This is a genomic window from Rhizobium sp. BK251 (genome assembly GCF_004345245.1).
Classification (GTDB): domain Bacteria; phylum Pseudomonadota; class Alphaproteobacteria; order Rhizobiales; family Rhizobiaceae; genus Rhizobium.
Genome location: NZ_SLUQ01000009.1, coordinates 134,023 through 154,544, shown reverse-complemented (window position 1 = coordinate 154,544; position 20,522 = coordinate 134,023). Strand labels below are relative to the sequence as shown.

At 63.8% G+C, this 20,522-nt stretch carries 10 protein-coding genes; 4 read left to right on the top strand and 6 right to left on the bottom strand.

The window, feature by feature from the left end:
• Nucleotides 1-73 precede the first annotated feature (73 nt).
• The 4 genes from EV286_RS32515 (at nt 74) to EV286_RS23480 (ending at nt 13,906) form a co-directional block, all read left to right on the top strand.
• Nucleotides 74-8,038 carry a peroxidase family protein gene (locus tag EV286_RS32515; protein ID WP_132959601.1) on the top strand — a complete coding sequence of 2,655 codons (7,965 nt, stop codon included), beginning with the start codon at nt 74-76 and terminating at the stop codon, nt 8,036-8,038.
• A gap of 74 nt (nt 8,039-8,112) precedes the next feature.
• On the top strand, nt 8,113-9,849 hold the full coding sequence (locus tag EV286_RS23490; RefSeq protein WP_132959600.1) for a type I secretion system permease/ATPase: 1,737 nt from the start codon (nt 8,113-8,115) through the stop codon (nt 9,847-9,849).
• Nucleotides 9,850-9,876: 27 nt separating this feature from the next.
• On the top strand, nt 9,877-12,567 hold the full coding sequence (locus EV286_RS23485) for a cadherin-like domain-containing protein (RefSeq protein ID WP_132959599.1): 2,691 nt from the start codon (nt 9,877-9,879) through the stop codon (nt 12,565-12,567).
• Between the two features lie 49 nt (nt 12,568-12,616).
• Entirely contained in the window at nt 12,617-13,906 is a 1,290-nt protein-coding gene (locus tag EV286_RS23480) for an HlyD family type I secretion periplasmic adaptor subunit (RefSeq protein ID WP_132959598.1), read from the top strand.
• Between the two features lie 111 nt (nt 13,907-14,017).
• On the opposite strand, the gene ugpC is transcribed toward EV286_RS23480, so the two are convergent.
• From ugpC to EV286_RS23450, 6 genes are read right to left on the bottom strand one after another with little or no spacing between them, the layout of a single operon-like run.
• Nucleotides 14,018-15,097, bottom strand: a complete 1,080-nt coding sequence (gene ugpC, locus EV286_RS23475; protein ID WP_132959597.1) for a sn-glycerol-3-phosphate ABC transporter ATP-binding protein UgpC — start codon at nt 15,095-15,097, stop codon at nt 14,018-14,020.
• A 38-nt stretch (nt 15,098-15,135) separates the two neighbouring features.
• Nucleotides 15,136-16,206 carry a Gfo/Idh/MocA family oxidoreductase gene (locus EV286_RS23470; RefSeq protein WP_132959596.1) on the bottom strand — a complete coding sequence of 357 codons (1,071 nt, stop codon included), beginning with the start codon at nt 16,204-16,206 and terminating at the stop codon, nt 15,136-15,138.
• A 5-nt stretch (nt 16,207-16,211) separates the two neighbouring features.
• Nucleotides 16,212-17,237, bottom strand: a complete 1,026-nt coding sequence (locus EV286_RS23465; protein ID WP_132959595.1) for a Gfo/Idh/MocA family oxidoreductase — start codon at nt 17,235-17,237, stop codon at nt 16,212-16,214.
• Nucleotides 17,238-17,262: 25 nt separating this feature from the next.
• Nucleotides 17,263-18,150: a carbohydrate ABC transporter permease gene (locus tag EV286_RS23460; protein WP_132959594.1), complete on the bottom strand. Its 888-nt coding sequence runs from the start codon at nt 18,148-18,150 to the stop codon at nt 17,263-17,265.
• A complete protein-coding gene (locus EV286_RS23455) occupies nt 18,143-19,057 on the bottom strand; it encodes a sugar ABC transporter permease (RefSeq protein ID WP_245500816.1) in 915 nt (304 codons plus the stop codon). The genes EV286_RS23460 and EV286_RS23455 overlap by 8 nt, the downstream gene beginning before the upstream one ends.
• Nucleotides 19,058-19,115: 58 nt before the next feature.
• Nucleotides 19,116-20,399 (bottom strand): ABC transporter substrate-binding protein, encoded by a 1,284-nt coding sequence (locus EV286_RS23450; protein WP_132959592.1) that lies wholly within the window; start codon nt 20,397-20,399, stop codon nt 19,116-19,118.
• Between the last annotated feature and the right edge of the window lie 123 nt (nt 20,400-20,522).

Here is a 20,522-nt window from a genome sequence, read left to right as displayed (position 1 = left end):
AGGCGCGCAGGTCGGAAGGCGGAGCTTTGACAATTCGTTGGCGTGCCGCGTGAAGGGCACCGAGGAGAGGACAATGGTACAGATTAACAAGCACGACCTCACTTTCATCCTGAAGCAGATCAAGATCGCGGAGGCCAATTCGGCCGGTACGGCGCTGACAGATATTTATGTCGATGAAGCGGGCAATGTCGTGGCGGCCGGAACGCCCGGCGCGGTGCTGGCGATCAGCAATCCGCTCGCGCCCTATGGGCTGCGCACCGTCGACGGCAGCTACAACAACCTGATCGAGGGCCGCGAACATTGGGGCGCGGCCGATAACCCGTTTCCCCATGTCGCCGATCCGAGCTATCGCGACGAGGATGACGACGCGATGCCGTTCCCGGGCTATGTCGGGCCTGACGCAACCATTCCCGACGCAAGCGGCCCGCTGGTCGACCAGAACAACAACTACGGCACGCCGGGCAGCGTCGTCGACGCGGATCCGCGCATCATCTCGAACCTGATTGTCGACCAGACGCTCGACAATCCCGCCGCAATCTATTCCGCGCTGCTCTATGCAGGCTATTCGGGTGCCGCACTCAATACGGCGCTGAACGCCATCATCCAGGCCAAGACCGCGCTCGAAACGGCGATCGGCAATTCCGGGACGGCAGCGGGCTCCATCCCGGCACTGCAGGCTGCCGTGACTGCCGCGCAGACACAGGCAACCGATGCGCAATCGCAGGCGAACGCCGCAGCAGCCCAGGCGGCTGCAGATCAGGCAGCCTACGACGCCGCCCAGGCAGACGTGGCAACTGCCGCCGCCGGCGTGTCGGCCGCAACAGCCACCCTCATCGCCCTGCTGACGGACGGCATTCCGGAGCCGGAGGCAGAGGCCGCAGCGGTCACCGCCGTCATGCAGGCCCAGGCAGTGCTGGACGGGGCTGAGGCAATCGCGGAACCTCTCGGTGTGACAGCCGCGGCCTCCGCAGTCGCGGCAGCTGCCGCCGCCGCGCAGGCGACAAGTGCCGCCCAGGCCCTGGCAGGCGCGCAGCAGGCACTAGCCGATGCAGAAGCCGCCAACTCCGATGCATCGGCGGCAGTCGTGGTCGCCCAGACCGCGCTCGACACGTTGCTCGAGACCCACAGCATCGAGATGGAAGGCAACACCGTCATCATCCCGAACGTCTCGCCAGACGAGGGGCTTTCGGCTCCCTTCAACTCCTGGTTCACCCTGTTCGGGCAGTTCTTCGACCACGGCCTCGACCTTGTCGCCAAGCAGGGCGGCACGGTCTTCATCCCGCTGCAGCCTGACGATCCGCTCTACAATCCCGCGAGCCCGCGGACGAACTTCATGGTTCTGACGCGCACGACGCCGGACGCCGACAACCTGACGACGCCCTGGGTCGACCAGAACCAAACCTATACCTCGCATGCATCGCACCAGATGTTCCTGCGTGAATACGCCATCGTCGACGGCAAGCCGCTCGCCACCGGCAAGCTTCTGGAAGGTGATCGCGGTCTCGCCACCTGGGCAGACGTCAAGGAGCAGGCAGCCACCAAGCTCGGCTTCCAACTCACCGATGCGGACGTCGGCAATGTCCCGCTTTTCGCAGTCGACGCTTACGGCGAGTTCATCCGCGGCCCGAACGGCTTCCCGCAGCTCGTGATCGGGCTCGGCACGGACAACACCTTCGGCACGGCGGACGACGTGCTCCTGGAGGGCAACCCGGCGGCGAACGGCGGGCTCGGCGTCGCGCTCCCGGCGACGACCCTCCGCACCGGCCACGCCTTCCTCGATGACATCGCCCACAGCGCCAAGACGGTCAACGACCGTGGCCAGGTGCTGACCGCCGATGCCGATGATGCCGTCGGCCTTGCTGCCGGCACGCTCGTCTACGACGACGAACTGCTCGACGCGCACTACATCACTGGTGACGGACGCGGCAACGAGAACATCGGCCTTTCAGCCGTCCACCATGTCTTCCACTCCGAACACAACCACATGGTCGAGCAGGTGAAGGAACAGGCGCTGGCTGCCGGCGATCTCGCCTTCCTCAACGAATGGCTGCGCGTCGACGTGGCGGCGATCCCGACCGATCCCGCTGCAATCGCCGCTCTCCAGTGGGACGGTGAACGCCTCTTCCAGGCCGCCCGCTTCACCACCGAAATGCAATACCAGCATCTCGTCTTCGAAGAGTTTGCCCGCAAGGTGCAGCCGGACGTCGACGCCTTCGTCTTCAACCCGAGCATCGACATCAACCCGGCGATCTTTGCGGAGTTCGCGCATGTCGTCTACCGCTTCGGCCATTCCATGCTGCGCGAAGAGGTCGCGGCAACCAATCCGGACGGCAGCGATGCGAGCCTCGACCTGTTCGAAGCCTTCCTCAATCCGCTCGCCTTCGGTTCGGAAACGATCGATCACGATGCGGCAGCCGGGGCGATCGTGCGCGGCATGACCAACCAGGTCGGCAACGAGATCGACGAGTTCGTGACCCACGTGCTGCGCAACCAGCTCGTCGGCATTCCGCTCGACCTTGCAGCGATCAACATCGCCCGCGGACGCGACACCGGCATTCCCTCGCTCAACGAGGCGCGTGCTCAGTTCAAGGAGATCGCCAGCGGCGACACGCAGCTCGACCCCTACAAGAGTTGGGTCGACTTCGCGCTCAACCTGAAGAACCCGGCTTCGATCGTCAACTTCATCGCGGCCTACGGCACGCATGCGACCGTCGCCAGTGCGACGACAATCGATGCAAAGCGCGATGCGGCAATGAAGCTCGTCTTCGGCGATGCCTCGCTCAATGAAACCGATCGGCAGGACTTCCTGAACGGCCGGAACGCCTATGCCACCAATCTCGGCGGCCTCGATCTCGTCGATCTCTGGGTCGGCGGGCTGGCGGAAAAGAAGATGGCCTTCGGCGGCATGCTGGGTTCCACTTTCTCCTTCATCTTCGAGCTGCAGCTCGAAAACCTGCAGAACGCCGACCGCTTCTACTATCTCTCACGCGTCCAGGGCCTGAACTTCCTGAACGAGCTGGAGAACAATTCCTTCGCCAAGATGGTGCTCAACAACACCGACCTCGGCGAGAGCGGCTATGCGGTGCCGGGCGACATCTTCTCGGTTCCGGACCATGTGCTCTACATGGATCACGCGATGCAGAACGCCTTCGACTACGAGGATCCGCAGCAGGAGGACCCATTCCTGCAGGCGATCTCCCCGATGGTCGAACGTCGCGACGCGGCAGGCAACCTCATCAACCCGGTCGACAATCCAACGGCCGTCACAAGCTACATCCGCGTCAACACCAACGACCACGTGCTCATCCAGGGCACGAACGGTGCCGACCACATCGTTGCCGGCGGCGGCGACGACTCCGTCTGGGGACGCGGCGGCAACGACCGTATCGAAGCCGGCTACGGCGTCGACAAGATCCACGGCGGCGAGGGTGACGACATCATCACCAACAACGGCACCGACATCGGCGAAGTCGACATGCTGCACGGCGAAGACGGCAATGACGTCATTCACGGCGGCTCTGGCCTCGCACTGATCTTCGGCAACAAGGGACAGGATTTCATCATCACCGGCCCGGACGGCAAGGAGGCCTTCGGCGGCGAGGGCAACGACTTCATCCTCGGTGGCGACGGCGGCGACTTCCTGCTCGGCAACGAGGGCGACGACTGGCTCGAGGCCGGCAACGGCTTCGATACCACGGCCGGCGACAACTCGGAGCTCTTCTTCAACTCGACGATCATCGGCCACGACGTCATGTTCGCCGGTGAAAACGAGCACGATTTCGACGCCGAATCCGGCGATGACATCATGGTCCAGGGCGAAAGCGTCATGCGCAACGAAGGCATGCTCGGCTTCGACTGGTCGATCCACAAGGGCAACAGCCAGGCGGCAGACTCCGACCTCACGACGCCGATCTTCACGACTGACGAGCAGGATATCCTGCGTGACCGGTTCGACGCGGTGGAAGCGCTCTCCGGCTGGCAGAAGGACGACCGGCTCTGGGGCGACAACCGCGGCGATCTCGCCGGCGAAGGTGCGGTGGAGGGCAATCCGAACCTCGCCGGCGCGGAAGCGACCATGGTCGGCCACGAGCTGACACAGGCCGGCGTCAACCGCATCGCCGGACTTCGGGCAGTGCTCGGCGACTGGGTTGCGGCCGCATCGACCGACCCCGCTGTCGATCTCGAGACGGTCGTCGCCTTCGACGACGGCAACATCCTGCTCGGTGGTGGCGGTGACGACACGATCGAAGGCCGCGGCGGCAACGATGTCATCGACGGCGACGCCTGGCTCAACGTCCGCATCAGCATCCGGGATACCAACGGCGTCCAGCTTGCGACGGTGGACAGCATGGCGGCCGTCATCAGCCTGCCTGTCGGCCATCCGTACTACGCGGCCTGGAACGGCAAGACCCTGCAGACGCTGATGCTCTCCGGAGACATCAACCCGATCCAGCTCAACATCGTCCGCGAGATACTCGACGGCGAAGTGGCCGGTAACATCGACACCGCCGTCTACTGGGACGAGCGCGCCAACTACAGCTTCTCGACGGGCGCCGACGGCACCCTGCTCGTTTCGCATACGGGCTTCGATACCGCAAACGTACCGGCCGGTGCCAACAACGTGTCGGACGGCCTCGACAAGCTGCGCAACATCGAACGGCTCCAGTTCGACGGCAGCACGCTCAACGTCATCACCGGCACGCCCGGCAACGACACGGGAGCGACGGCGCTGAACGGGACCACGGGTGACGACATCATCCTCGGTCTCGCTGGCAATGACACGTTGAACGGCAACGCCGGCAACGACATCCTGCTCGGCGGCGCCGGCAATGACACCCTGAACGGCGGCTCCGGTGACGACACCTATGCCTTCGGCCTGGCCGACGGCACCGACACCATCAACGAGACGAGCGGAACCGACCGCATCACCATCACCGGCGGTACGCTGACGGGCTTGAGCTTCTCGGAGACGACCACGGGGGCCGGAAACGACAACCTGGTCATCCAGTTCAACGGCCAGCAGATCACGGTCACCGATCATTTCGAGACCACGGGCGAGGCGGTCGAATTCGTCAACCTCGATGGCACCACCTACGAGGGCTATGTCTTCGACGGCGACTATGCCATCAGCACCGACGACAACGGCACGCGCAGCGCGGTCGCAGGCGTCAATACGGTCCTTTCCGGGACGACCGGCAACGATGAACTCGTTGGCGACACCGGCAACGACCTGCTCTTCGGCAATGGCGGCGGCGACGATCTCGATGGCGGCGCCGGCGACGACCTTCTGGTCGGCGGCACGGGTAGCGATGAAATGGTCGGCGGTCTCGGCGCCGACACGATGGTCGGCGGCGCCGACAGCGACACCTACAGCGTCGATGACGCAGGTGACGTGGTCGTCGAAATCGCCGGCGGCGGCACGGCGGACCTCGTGGAGACCACGCTTGCGGCCTATACGCTGACGGCGAACGTCGAAAACCTGACCTACACGGGAGCGGCAACCTTTGCCGGTACCGGCAACGAGCTGGCAAACCGCATCGAAGGTGGGGCGGGCGTCGACACGCTGACCGGTCTCGGCGGCAATGACACCTATGTCGTGACGGCCGGCGACATCATCGTCGAAGCGGCGGGCGGCGGCACCGATACGGTCCAGTCCGACGGCACCTACACGCTCGGCGCAGAACTGGAAAACCTGACGCTGACAGGCAATGCGGCGATCAACGGCACCGGCAATGCGCTGAACAACGTCATCAACGGCAACGGCGGCGCCAACCAGCTCTTCGGCGGCGCGGGTAACGATACGATCGACGGCGGAGACGGAAGCGACCTCGTTGATGGCGGCAGCGGTGACGACACGTTGAGCGGCGGTGGCGGCAACGACACCGACACGATCATCGGTGGCGCCGGCAACGACACCATCGACGTCAGCAGCGGCAACGACATCATCGTCTACAATGCCGCCGGCTTCGGCGCCGACACCATCACCAGCTTCGACGCAACCGGTGGGACGGCAACGACCCAGGACCGCATCGACCTCAGCGCTCTCGGAATCACGGCCGCGAACTTCGCGACCCGCGTTCTCGAGGCGGCATCCGGTCCGAATACGATCCTGACGATCCGGGATGCTAACTTGCAGACGATCGGCACGATCCAGGTCAACGGCGTTACCCCCGGCAATATCGATGCGAGCGACTTCATCCTCGCAACGGCCCTGACACCGATCGGCGGGGCAACGACGGGCAACAACACGCTGAACGGCGGCGCCGGCAACGACCTCATCGACGGGCTGGCGGGCAATGACACGATCAACGGCAATGCCGGCAACGATACGATCATCGGCAACCTCGGCAACGACAACATCAATGCCGGGACGGGCGACGACACGATCATCTGGAACGCCAACGCAACTGGCGCCACGGACGGCCGCGACACCGTCAACGGCGGCACCGAAACGACGCTCGGCGACACCTTCGTCGTCAACGGCAATGCTTCGGCAGAAGTCTACCGCATCTACACCCGCGCGGCCTGGGATGCGATCCCTGGAAACTCGGGCTTCAACCTCGCCGCCCAGACGGAAATCGTGATCACGCGAAATGGGGTGAACAACACCTCGATCATCGCCGAGCTCACGGAAATCGAGGAGATCCGCATCAACGGCGCCGATCCGGCAGGCAACGGCACCTCCGGCAACGACAGCTTCGAACTGATCGGCGACTTCTCGGGCACCCATCTGCGCCTGAATACGGTCACCATCGACGGAGACGCCGGTGACGACATCGTCGATATCTCGGCGCTTACCTCGGCCCACCGCATCGTCTTCCGCTCCAACGGCGGCAACGACACGATCGTCGGGACGCTTCGTCCCCAGGACGTGATCGAGCTTCCTGCCGGCACCACGGTCGACGAATACACCGTCACCGAGACGGACGGCGTGAAGACGATGACCAACGGCACGCACACGATCACCTTCGTGAGCGAAGGCATGCCGACCTTCGAAGAAGTCGATGGCGAGGAAGAAGACCCGGACGACGATCACCCGAACGATGGCGACAACGGCGAAGAAGAGGAACCGACCGAGGAGCCGACGGAAGAACCCACGGTTCCGGACGACGAGGATGAAGGCGGCGTGCCGGCTCCGGTCGCGGCAAGGACGGTCATCGGGACGACGGCAGGCGAGGTGCTGCTCGGCGCATCGCAGGCGGACACGATCCTGGCAGGCGGTGGCGCGGACATCCTCGCCGGCGAGGGAGGCGACGACATCCTGCGCGGCGAGGACGGCGATGATGTCGTGACTGCCGGCAGCGGGGCCGATGTTGTGTCCGGCGGTGCCGGCGATGACGAAATCCATGGCGGCGACGGCAACGACATGCTCTTCGGCAATGCCGGCAAGGACATGATCCATGGCGACGAGGGCAACGACATCGCAGAGGGCGGTGCGGACGACGACCAGATCTGGACCGGGGCAGGCAACGACACCGTCATTGCCACCAATGGCGACGGCAACGACGCCTATTGGGGCGGAGAAGGCAGCGACACGCTGGACTACGCCGCAGCGACCGCAAATCTGACGGTCGATATCGGCAGCGGCTACATGCAGCGTGGCAGCGTGGCCGGTAGCGGCACGGGAACGGATGTCGTCTACGGCTTCGAGAACTTCGTCGGTGGCTCCGGCCACGACGTGATCACGGCGTCGGCAGTTGCCAACATCATCGATGGCGGCCTTGGGGATGACGTCTTCCGCTTCACCTCCGCCGCCGCGGCCCAGGGCGACAAGATCTACGGCTTCCAGCCCGGCGACAAGATCGATTTCTCGCAGATCGATGCCGACGCCGGAACGGCAGGGGTTCAGCACTTTACCCTTGCGGCAGGGGCAACCCTGACGGCGGCAGGCCAGATCGTCGTCACCCACGAGACCATCGACGGTGAGGAACTGACGATGATCCGCGGCAATGTCGACGGCGACCCGGAAGCGGACTTCGAGCTGGCATTGACCGGCACGCACAACCTGAAGGCCGCCGACTTCAACGGCGTCTCCTAAACGGAGAAGGGTATCCCATGGCCGGCGCCGCCGGCCATGGGACTGAGTTCTGAGTTAAGGGACGGGGGCTTATCATGACCAAGAAGAAAACAACGCCGCAATACAAGATCGAGGGCCTGCGCGGCATCTTTGTCTATCTTTTCGGATTGTCCGGCATCATCAACATTCTGGCGCTGACCGGCGCGTTCTACATGCTGCAGATCTACGATCGGGCACTGACGAGCGGCAGCCTGTCGACGCTCGTGGCACTGTCGGTCCTCGCGATCGGCCTTTATCTCTTCCAGGGCATCTTCGACATATTGCGCTCGCAGATCCTGGTGCGGCTGGGCGCAAAGCTCGATACCCAGCTTGCGCCGCTCGCGCATGAAGTGGTCATCGAGATGCCGCGCTACGGCTATTCGACGTCCGAAGCCGCGGAGCGCGGCCGCGACGTCGACACGCTGAGAGGCTTTCTCGCCGGCCAGGGACCCATCGCACTTTTCGACCTCCCCTGGATCCCGATCTATCTCATCTTCGTCTGGCTGCTGCATCCGATGCTCGGCATGCTGACGGTCGGGGGTGCGCTGGTGCTGGCGATGCTGACACTCGTCGCCGAGATCCTGACGCGCCGTCACGCGCATTCGATGATCAAGGTGTCGGTGACGCGCAATTCGGTGATGGACTGCAACACGCGCAACAGCGACGTGCTGCATGCCATGGGCATCACCCGCCGCGCCGTCGACCGCTTCGAACGCGCCAACCGGCGGCATCTCGAATGTCAGACCAAGACGTCGGACGTCGGCGGCACGCTGTCGGGCCTCTCGAAGGTACTGCGCATGATGCTGCAGTCGGCGATCCTCGGCCTCGGCGCCTATCTCGCCATCCGCGGGCATCTCTCCGCAGGCTCCATCATCGCTTCGTCGATCGTCACGGCACGGGCACTTGCGCCGGTCGACCAGGCGATCGCGCAGTGGAAGGGCGTGGTCGCCGCCCGGCGCAGCTATCATCGCGTCAACGAGACGCTGGCAGTGCTGAAGGACAGGACGGGCTTCATAGACCTGCCCGCACCGCAGCACAGCCTGACGGTCGACAATATCACCACCGTTGCGCCGTCGAGTGGCGCCGTTCTCCTCAGCGAAGTCAGCCTGGAGCTGAAGGCCGGGCAGGCGTTGGGGCTGATCGGGCCTAGCGGCGGCGGCAAGACCACGCTTGCCCGCAGCATGCTCGGCATCTGGCCGGTGCTGCGCGGTTCGGTTCGCGTCGATGGTGCGGACCTTGGGCAGTGGACGGAAGCCTTCTATAGCGATCACGTCGGCTATCTTCCCCAGGACGTGGCGCTGATGGACGGCACGATTGCCGACAACATCTCGCGCTTCGCCGAGACCCCGGACGCCCGCAAGATCATCCGCGCGGCGAAGACCGCAGGCATCCACGAAATGATCGTGCATCTGCGCGACGGCTACCAGACGGAGCTCGGCCCGCACGGCACGGCGCTTTCGGCGGGCCAGCGCCAGCGCATCGCGCTTGCCCGCGCGCTCTACGGCGATCCTTTCCTGATCGTCCTCGACGAGCCGAACTCCAATCTCGATGCCGAAGGCGAGGAGGCGCTGACCAAGGCGATCATGGCGGTGCGCGAGCGCGGCGGAATCGTCGTGATCGTCGCCCATCGGCCGAGCGCGCTGCAGGCCGTCGACATGGTCGGGCTCGTGCAGGGCGGGCGGCTGACCGCCTTTGGCCCCAAGGAACAGATCATCCAGCCGCCGAAGGCGCGCCCTCTCGTGGTTGAGAAGACCGCGGGTCCCGAACGCCAGAAATCGCTGGCCGGCGAATAGCGCGGACAGCAAGAGGGGGAGGTCGCAATGGACAAGAAGCTGGTTCTGGGATTGCCCGACGCGCAGGCCGCCATCGCGCCCATGAACAAATATGAGATCGCCGAGAAAAAGGATGGCCGCAAGAAGATGCTGCTCTTCCCGGCCTTCCTCTTTGGTGCCATCGGCGCGGTCTTCAGCAAGGGGCAGCCGGACGCGCCGCACGCGCAGGAGCAGCCTGCCGTCGAACCCGAAACGGCTGCACCGGTCGAGGAAGTGAAAAGCGATGTCGGGGTGATCGAGGACGTCGCTGCCTTCATCCGCGAAATGGCGGCCGAATCCGTGACGACCGAAATCGAGCCGGAGCGGACGCGCAATATCGCGTCCGTGCGCGTCGGCTTCGCGGATTCGGGGAGCTTCTCCGCGAATGCGCGAACCTTTCGAGCCGGCAGCGCCAACGACAACGACTTCGGCGTCGTCGACCGAACCGAAAACTTCGAGTTCCCTCCGCTGCCGACGCCCGGCAAGGCAAGACGCACCGCCGACATCGATGCGCCCTCCATTCCGGGCCTGCCGATGGAGGATGACGCAGCGATCCCAGGTGGTTACTTCGGTACGCCGCCTTCCGATGACGAAGACGATAACAATCCCGCCGCGCGTCCCAACAGGTTGCCCTTCTCGTTCGGAAGGAATGTCCTTGCCGACGGCCTGATGAACCTGTCGGTGGTGATCATGCTGGACGACCTGCTGGCCATGGCGCGCGATCTCGACGGAGATCAGCTCTCGATCAGGAACCTGACAGTCTCCAGCGGCTCGATACGCGCTTATGGCGACGACGCCTGGATCTATACGCCGGAGCGCGGCCATCTCGGCCAGGTCACCTTTTCCTACGGCATTTCCGACGGGCAGGGCGCCGTCGCTTCGCAGGCCGTGCTGAACCTGCGCAAGCATCCGCCGCGCGAACTGTCCGGCACGGATGGCGACGACACGCTCCTCGGCACGCCGCAGGACGACATCATAACCGGCCTTGGCGGCGACGATCTGATCTATGGCCGGGAGGCGAACGACATCCTCGCCGGCGGCGACGGCGGCGACAGGCTTCTCGGCGGCGACGGCGATGATGTGCTTTACGGCGACGGCGGGCGCGATCACCTCTCGGGCGGACGCGGAAATGACGTTCTCTTCGGCGGTGACGGCGACGACAGGCTCTTTGGCGATGAAGGCGATGATGTGCTTGTCGCCGGTCTCGGCGACGACATCCTGCATGGCGGCAGCGGCAACGACCGATTGTTCGGCGACGAGGGCCGCGACACCCTCTTCGGCGAAGCGGGCAACGACCTGCTCGACGGCGGCGACGGCAACGACGTGCTGACCGGCGGCGGCGGCAACGACGCGGTACTCGGCGGTACAGGCGACGACGTCATGAAGGCCGGCCGTGGCGGCGAAGAGGAACGCAGCGGCAGCACGACCGCGTCCGACGGCGACGACGTCTATTCCGGCGGCGAGGGCTTCGACATCCTCGACGCGAGCGCGGCACAGGAGTCGGTCACGATAGACCTCGCAGCGGGAACGGCCGAGGGAGAAGACATTGGAAGCGACAGGCTGGATGGCATTGAAGGTGCCATCGGCGGCAGCCAAGACGACGTCCTGACGGGCGATGCCGAAGACAACATGCTCGACGGCCAATCGGGCAACGACGAGCTTGCCGGCGGCGACGGCGACGACACGATATCTGGCGGCGCGGGTGACGATGTCGTCATCGTCGTTGCCCGGCATGTCGCTGGCAACGATCATGAAGACAACGATGATTGCGACGACAACGACGGCGACGACGTCTATTCGGGCGGCGACGGCTTCGACACGCTCGACCTTACCGCGCTGATGCAGGAAGTGCTCGCAGACCTCGAGCAGGAACTCGCGGCGGGAGATGAGATCGGCTTCGACCGCCTGCACGGTTTCGAGGCGGTCCTTGGCGGCAGCGATGACGACCGTCTGAGCGGCAATTCCCAGGCCAACCTTCTCGTGGGCGGCGGTGGGGACGATCGCCTCAGTGGCCGCGGCGGTGACGATGTGCTGATCGGCGGCAGCGGCGATGACGTGGTGTCCGGTGATGCCGGCGACGACACGGTGATTGTCGCGGTGTTCTCCGACGGCGACGGCGCGGACGACGGCGACGACAGCTATCGGGGCGGCGAGGGATGCGACACCTATGATGCCTCCGGCGCAATGCAGGCCGTGGTCATCGATCTCGAACGCGGCACGGCAACAGGATGCAATGTCGGCGCGGACACGCTCGAAAGCTTTGAAGCGGCGATCGGCGGCAGCAGCGGCGATACGATCATCGCCAACGGGGCCGTGAACTTCCTTGCCGGCGGCGAGGGCGGCGACGTCTTCGTCTTCCGCAATCTCGCCTCCCTGGCAAACGATGGAAACGGACGAGACGAGATCAGGGACTTCGGCGTCGGAGACAGGATCGACTTTTCCGATCTCGCCTCCGAGGTCGGTGGCCTGGTCTTCAGGAGCCTGATGGAAGAAGTCGAGAACGGCGGGCATGTCCGGCGCGTGACCTTCTATCACCAGACCTTCGACGATGGCGAACGGACGGTCGTCAAGGCAATCGTCGACCTCGACCGGGATGAGGACATCGAGATTCTGCTCTATGGCCGCCATGAATTGACGGAGCAGGATTTCATTCTGGCAGCACGCGAAGCGGCCGCCGACGATGCAGTGGGCCGCGGCTGAGCACGGCAATTGATTGATCAACCAAGTGTTGCGTAGGGAGAGAAAGACAATGGAGAAGAACAAGGACAGCAAAAAAGGCGAGCAGTTCGGCATATCCGCGCGGATCTGTCTTTCGGCGGCGCTCGCGGGCGTGCTCGTCTTCGGCATCGGAGGATGGGCGGCGCAGGCGAAGCTCTCCGGTGCGATCGTCGCCCCGGGTCAGGTCATCGTTTCGCAGCAGCTGAAGATGATCCAGCATCGCGACGGCGGCATCGTCTCGGAAATCCTGGTGCAGAACGGTGACGCCGTGCGCAAGGGCGATGTGCTGCTGAGGCTCGACGAGACGCAGACCCGGGTGGAACTCGCCATCGTACGCACCCAGCTGCAGCAGCTGATCGCGATGGGCACGCGCCTGGAAGCCGAGCGCGATGGCGCGGAGACCCTGGACTTTTCCGGTCGCGGCGTGCCTGCGGCGCTTGTCGCCAGCGAAACGAAACTCTTCGAGGAAAACCAGCGTATGCTCTCGAACCAGCGCGAGCAGTTGCGCCTGCAGGTTCGGCAGCTGAAAGAGCAGGTGCGCGGCTTCCGGGCGCAAGGGGAATCCAATGACCAGGAGCGGTCGATCGTGGCGCAGGAAGTCGCCAAGATGGAGCGCCTGCTGAAGAACGGCCTGGTTCCGGTTTCCCAGCAGCGCGACATGCTGCGCCAGATGGCGCGCATCGACGGCACGCGGGGAGAGCTTGCCGCGCGCATCGCCGAAGCAGAAAGCCAGATCAGCGAAACGCAGATGAAGCTTTTGTCGATCGACCAGAACATACGAAAGGAAGCCCAGAGCGAGATCGTCGGCATAGAATCGAAGGTCGCCGAACTGCGCGAGCGCGAGATCGCCGCCAGCGACCGCCTTTCGCGCATGGAGGTGAGGGCGCCGGCAGACGGGCTCGTCTATGATCTTCAGATTCACACCATCGGCGGCATCATCGGCGCAGGCGCGACGGTCATGTCGATCGCTCCCCAGAGTGAGGAGATGAACGTCGAAATCCGCGTCGCACCTGTTGATATCGATCGGATCGCGCCCGGCCAGCCGGCTCGCATGCGCTTCACGGCCTTCAACCAGCGCACGACGCCGGAAGTACACGGCACGGTCGAAGTCGTCGCTGCGGCCACTTCGACCGATCGCAACACGGGCCAGCCGTTCTACCTCGCAACGCTGTCGCTCGACGACGTCGAAATGCTCGGTGAGCGCGACCTCATGCCGGGAATGCCCGTCGAGGTCTATGTCCAGACGGACGAACGCAGCGCCCTTTCCTACCTGACGAAACCGTTCACCGACCAGATGATGCGTGCATTCAGGGAGGAGTAAACGGCGCGCCGGGCGCTATCTCGATCAATATGCGCCCGGCACTTCCGGAAAACTCGCAAATGCCACCCAGTTCACTTCAACGGCCGCGGCAGACTGGCGTCGCGGCGGCCTTTATATCGCCATGCCGTCGGCGGCGAAGAGATGGCAGCGGTCGGGGTCGATGTGGATCTGCACCACTTCGCCGGCGCGGATCGGCTGCTGGTCCTCGAGCGCCACGGTGAGCGACTTGCCGTTCTGCAGGGATGCGTAGAGGATGGTCTGCCCACCGAGGTGCTCGACAAGGTCGACATGGGCCTCACCGAGTGCGATCCCGCGGTCCTTGACGGTCAGGTGCTCCGGCCTTGCACCGAAGGTGACGGCATCGCCGGGCTTCGTCGAGCCGACACCGCGCGGCAGGCGCACGAGCTGGCCATTGATCTCGACGCCAGGAGAGCCATCGGATGAAGCCACCACGCGGGCATCGATGAAGTTCATCTTCGGTGAACCGATGAAGCCGGCAACGAACTTGTTCTTCGGCTTGTTGTAGAGATCGAGCGGTGCGCCGACCTGCTCGATGCGGCCGCCGTTCAGCACGACGATCTTGTCGGCCATGGTCATGGCCTCGATCTGGTCGTGGGTCACGTAGATCATCGTGTTGCCGAGCTTCTGGTGAAGCTTGGCGATCTCGACGCGCATCTGCACGCGCAACTCGGCATCAAGGTTGGAAAGCGGCTCGTCGAACAGGAAGATGTTCGGCTCGCGAACGATCGCGCGCCCGATCGCGACGCGCTGGCGCTGACCACCGGAAAGCTGCTTCGGCCTGCGCTGGAGCAGCGGCTTGATCTGCAGGACTTCGGCCGCCTTTTCCACCCGCGGCTGGATGTCCTGTTTCTTCATGCCAGCGGTCTCCAAGCCGAAGGCGAGGTTCTTGTAGACCGTCATGTGCGGATAAAGCGCGTAGGACTGGAACACCATGGCAATGCCGCGCTTGGCTGCCGGCACGTCGTTCATCCGCTCGCCATCGAGGTAGAGCGAACCGCCCGAGATCGGCTCGAGGCCCGCGATCATCCTCAGAAGCGTGGACTTGCCGCAACCTGACGGGCCTACGAAGACGGCGAACTCGCCGGGCTCGATCTCCAGGTCGACGCCGTGCACGACCTGGAGTTCGCCGTAGCTCTTGACAATCTTCTGCAGCGAAACGCTTGTCGCCATGGATTTTTCCTCCGAATCCGGCATCACCACCCGCACATTCATGCGGGCCTCCAGCTCTTGTATTTCGGGCTTTCCGGTCCGACCGGAAAGCGGACTTCGGTCCGCGTTTCCGATGACTGGTAGAATGCCGTCACCAATTCCAGCGCGCGCCGCGCATCGGTGGTGGTGACAGGCAGCGGGTCGCCCGAGACAAGTGCCTCATGAAAAAGCTTCATCTGCGTCTGGAAGCGCACCGGGATCGGCGTCCAGTCCACCAGCAATTCATCAATCCTCTCGCCGATTTCGGGCGTTGCCGGAATGATCTTCCAGGGGTCGCGGCCGGGACTATAGGCTTCGTGGTTGCTTTCGAAGAGCACATTCTCGAAGCAGAGCCGCAGGCGGCTGATTTCCTCGGGGGAGCCGAGCGTCGCGCTGATCGTCGCAAGCGCGCCGTTCGCCATGAGCAGACTGGCGCTGGCGCAATCCTCCACCTCGATGTCGTTGACCCTAGTTGCCACGCGTCCGAAGAGGCCGGCGATCGGCCCCATCAGATAGGTCAGCATGTCGTGAAGATGGATCGAATGGGTCATCAGCACGCCGCCGAGCTCGGTCGCCCACTTGCCGCGCCACGGCACGGCGTAATATTCCGGCGTCCTGATCCAATGGGTCTCGGAGGTGGCGACGTAGGGCTTGCCGGCGATCCCGGCGTCGATGATCCTCTTTGCCTTCTGGATGCCGTCACCATAGCGGTACTGGAATATCGGCATCAGACGACCCCGCGCCGACTTCTCCGCCTCGATGACGGCATCGATATCGGCAAGCGAACCGACGAGCGGCTTCTCGCAGACGGCGTCCTTGCCGGCGGCCAGCGCGCGCATGATCATCTCGAAATGCGAACCGGGCGGCGTGCAGATGTCGATGATGTCGATCTCGGGCATGTTGAGCACTTCCCGGAACTCGGTCGTGCGGTGGGCAATGCCGAATTCCTCGCCAACGGTCGCGAGGCGCTCGAGATTAAGATCGCAGAGGACCGCGACTTCGAACTCTTCGGCATTCGGCACGTAGCCTTCGACAATATGCGAGCGTCCGATGCCAAGACCGACGACGGCGACTTTCTTTCTATACGACATGCTTCCTACCTCTGCGCATTGCCGGGCGCGGTCGCCTCGGCCTGCAGTTGTGCCTTCAACGCCAGCTCCATGGCCTTGAAGCAGTGCTCCTGGCTCATGGCAGTCTCGGTGCGGTCGCGGATATCGGCGGCGAGCTGCCGCCCGTAGGGGAGCTCCACGCCGCTGCAATCGATATGCTGCGTTCCCTTGCGATCGACGAGGAACAGATGGTCGCCGCCGGGTCGTCCCGCGACATCGAGATATTTGCGCAGCTCGATGGTGCCTTCCGTCCCGACGATGAACAGACGCCCGTCGCCCCATGTCGGCAGTCCGTCCGGGGTGAACCAGTCGACGCGGATGTAGCCGGTCGCCTGCGGCGTGCGCAGGTGTATGTCGCCATAGTCCTGCAGGCCCGGCGTCTCGGGATTGGCACGGTTGGCAACGGTCGCGGAGAGCACCTCGGCCTCGAGCGAGCCCGTGAAGAACAAGAACTGCTCGCATTGATGGGAGGCGATGTCGGCGAGGATGCCGCCGTAGCGCTTACGGTCGAAGAACCAGTCAGGCCGCGTCGGCTTGCGCAGCCGGTGAGGGCCAAGGCCGGTCGTGTGGATGACCTGGCCGATCGCCCCGGCCTGCACCAGTTCGCCGGCCTTCACGGTCGAGGCCGTCTCGAAATGCTCGGAATAGAGGATCGAGACGATCCGGCCGGTCTCGGCCTGCACGCGGCGCACCTCGGCAAGCTGATCCAGCGTCGTCATGCCGGGCTTGTCGAGCATGACGTCCTTGCCGTGATGCATCGCATCGATCGCGATGCCGGCGCGCTCTGATGAGACTGCAGCGCTCAGGACGAGACCGATGGAGCGGTCCTCCAGGATGCGGCGGCGATCGCCGACCCGCTCCGCCTGCGGGAAACGCTGGCTGAAGGTGGCCGCGAGATCGTCCTCGGCGGCGTAGAACGCGACCAGTTCGGCGCCGGCCCGGAGCATGACGTTGACCTGACCGTAGATATGGTCGTGGTTGATGCCGATGGCGGCGAAGCGCAGGGCGGTCATGCGATAATTCCTTTCTGCTGTGTCATCATCTCTTCAGGCCGGCCGTGGCAATGCCTTCGATCAGCAGCCGCTGGAAGAACAGGAAGATGAGGAAGACCGGCACCAGCGAGAGGCTGGACATGGCAAACAGGCTGCTCCAATCCGAGCTTCCGGTGGAGTCCACGAAGGAGCGCAGGCCGAGCTGGACCGTGTAGGTGTTGATGTCGCTCAGATAGATCAGCGGCCCGAAGAAATCGTCCCAGGTCCAGATGAACGAGAAGATCGCGGCAGTCGCAAGCACCGGCAGCGACAGCGGCAGCATGATCTTCCAATAGATGCGCCAGGGGCTGCAACCATCCATCATCGCCGCTTCGTCGAGTTCGCGCGGGATGCCGCGGAAGAACTGCACCATCAGGAAGATGAAGAAGGCGTCGACGGCGAGGAACTTCGGCACGACGAGCGGCAGCATCGTCTTCACCCAGCCGAGCTTGAGGAAGAGGATATATTGCGGGATCAGCGTGACGTGGTAGGGCAGCATCAGCGTGCCGAGCATCAACGCGAACCAGAGATCGCGGCCCGCGAAGCGCAGCCGCGCAAAGGCATAGGCAGCGAGCGAGCACGACATCACGTTGCCGATCACCGAAAGCACGGCGATGACGGTCGAGTTCCAGAAGAAGGTGCCGAAGGTCACCTGTCCGCCGAACCAGCCGCGATAATAGGAGCTGAAATCGAACTGGCTCGGGATCAGCGACGCCTGGCCGAAGATCTCGTTCTGGTCCTTGATGGAGCCCGACAGCATCCAGAAGAGCGGATAGAGCATCACGACCGAGGCAGCCACCAGCGCGGCGTGGATCAGGATCGACTGCCAGAACGGGCGCTCGCGCGGCGGGTTGGGCGCATCGGCGGCGGAGAGTGTGGTCGTCGCATCAGTCATCGTAGTGGACCCAATAACGTGCTGACAGGAAGGAGAACGCGGTGAAGAGCGCGATGATAATCACCAGGATCCAGGCGAGCGCCGCGGCATAGCCCATGCGGAAGAAGCCGAAAGCCTCCTGGTAGAGATAAAGCGTATAGAACAGCGTCGAGTCGATCGGCCCGCCGGTCCCCGACGAGATGACATAGGCCGGGGTAAACGCCTTGAAAGCGTCGATCGTCTGCACAACCCCGTTAAAGAAAATGACAGGCGTCAGGAGCGGCAGGGTGATCTTGAAGAACATGCGGGTCTTCGAGGCGCCGTCGAGGCTGGCGGCCTCGTACATGTCCACCGGTATCTGCCGCAGGCCCGCAAGGAAGATGATCATCGGCGAACCGAACTGCCAGATCGCGAGCACGATCAGCGTATAAAGCGAATAGTCGGGGTTCGAGATCCAGCTCGGACCCTCGATGCCGAACAGATTCCAGAGCAGGACGTTGACGACGCCGTCGCCATCGAAGAGCTGCCTCCAGAGGACGGCGATGGCGACGCTCGCGCCGAGCAGCGACGGCAGGTAGAAGATCGCGCGGTATACAGGCAGGCCACGTATGCCACGATTGAGTAGCAGCGCGACCAGCAGCGCGAAAGTCAGCTTCAGCGGCACCGAACAGATGACGTAGAAGAGCGTCACCCTCATGGAAGAGATGAACTTCTCGTCCGCCGTCGCTATGCGCATATAGTTTTCGATGCCGACGAGGTTGGGCGCCTGCAGCAGATTATAGTCGGTGAAAGAGAGATAGAGGGACGCCACAGCCGGCCCCAGCGTCAGTCCGAAGAAGCCGATGAACCACGGCAGCAGGAAGAGAAAGCCCGCCGCATTGCGCGACAGTATCCCCGGAACCCTGCGTGACGTCTCGACGCGCGAGATTGTCCGCAGGCCGGCGGTTCTGCCGCCGGCTACGCTGGTGCTCTGCGTTCCCAATGTCTTAGCCTCGTTTCAGGTTGGCCGCTGCCTGTTCGACGAATTTCGCAGCGCCTTCTGTCGGCGTGGACCGGCCGAAGGCCACTTCTTCTGCGACCTTCTTCAGAAGGAAGGCGTTTTCGCCCGCGCCGTTCGGCGGTGGTGGTGGCAGCGCGCCGACCTTCGGCGTCAGCCTTGCGATATATTCGACGACTTCCTGGCTCTGGGCGTCGAGATCCGGCGTGAGCGCATTGCGGATCTTTTCAGATGCCGGAACGCCGCGTTCCACGCCGAGCGCCTTGGCCCCCGTCGGGTCTTCGACAAGGTAGTTGACGAAGGCGACTGCCGCATCCTTGTTCTGCGATGCGGCCGAAACCGACATCAGCATCGACGGTTTCAGATACTGGCCGGGCTTGCCGTCCTTGGTCACCGGATAGCTGATGAGCGTCAGCTTGTCCTTGTTGATCTTCTGATAGCCGATGAACTGGTTCGAATGGGCAAAGCCGACCGCGGATTTGCCGAGCGAAATCGTGCTTGTTTCGATGTTAAGCTGGTCGAGCGCCTGGACGTCCGCCGGCACGCAGGCCTTGGATTCGCGCAGCGACGCCCAGAAGGTGAACCAGTCGACGATATCCTTGGCGTCGAAGGCGATGTTGCCGTCGTTGCCATAGAGCGCCTTGCCGTGCTGGCGCAGCCAGCATTCCAGCGCAGGCTCGAGGCCGCTTGCATCGGTCGTGCCGTAGAAGGCGCGCCGCTTTCCGGCAGCCGTCACCTTGGCGCAGGCTTCGCCGAACTGCTCCCATGTCATGCCTTCAGTCAGCGGCTCGACGCCGGCCTCGGCCCAGGCATCCTTGTTGATGACGACCATGCTCGAATTGACGCCGAGATTGACGCCGTAGAGCTTGCCGTCGACCTTGCCGGAATCGATGTTGGCGGCGCCGAAATCCTCGATCGTCAGCGACTTGCCCATATAGGGCGTGAAGTCGAGCAGCGTGCCGCGGCGCGCATATTCGAAGATGTAGCGATAATCCATCTGGATCAGGTCGGGGGCATTGCCGCCGGCCGTCTGCGTCGCCAGACGCGTCCAGTAGTTGTCCCAGCCGAAGGACTCCCCGGCTATGGCAACATCCGTGTTCTTCTCGCTATAGAGCTTGATGGCGTTGAGGGTTCGGTCGGTCCGGTCCTTGGACCCCCACCAGAGGAAGCGCATCGATGTGGCGGCGCTTGCACGCCCCAAACCGATTGTGCTCAATCCGATGGTTGTTGCCGTGCCTATAAGCAAACGGCGGCGGTCGATCGTGAATGTCATGGTTCTCCTCCCAGTAGCACCGATGAACTTTTACGAAACGTCTTTGCAGCAAATAACTATTTGGTTACAAGTTGGAGAGAAAGCGGACGCCTGTCAAGCGTCATTTGGCGCGGATCCCGGGAA

Coding starts and splice junctions, on each gene's coding strand:
- EV286_RS32515 (WP_132959601.1), top strand. CDS start 74: ATGGTACAGATTAACAAGCACGACCTCACTTTCATCCTGAAGCAGATC.
- EV286_RS23470 (WP_132959596.1), bottom strand. CDS start 16,206: ATGTCGTATAGAAAGAAAGTCGCCGTCGTCGGTCTTGGCATCGGACGC.
- EV286_RS23465 (WP_132959595.1), bottom strand. CDS start 17,237: ATGACCGCCCTGCGCTTCGCCGCCATCGGCATCAACCACGACCATATC.
- ugpC (WP_132959597.1), bottom strand. CDS start 15,097: ATGGCGACAAGCGTTTCGCTGCAGAAGATTGTCAAGAGCTACGGCGAA.
- EV286_RS23450 (WP_132959592.1), bottom strand. CDS start 20,399: ATGACATTCACGATCGACCGCCGCCGTTTGCTTATAGGCACGGCAACA.
- EV286_RS23480 (WP_132959598.1), top strand. CDS start 12,617: ATGGAGAAGAACAAGGACAGCAAAAAAGGCGAGCAGTTCGGCATATCC.
- EV286_RS23460 (WP_132959594.1), bottom strand. CDS start 18,150: ATGACTGATGCGACGACCACACTCTCCGCCGCCGATGCGCCCAACCCG.
- EV286_RS23490 (WP_132959600.1), top strand. CDS start 8,113: ATGACCAAGAAGAAAACAACGCCGCAATACAAGATCGAGGGCCTGCGC.
- EV286_RS23485 (WP_132959599.1), top strand. CDS start 9,877: ATGGACAAGAAGCTGGTTCTGGGATTGCCCGACGCGCAGGCCGCCATC.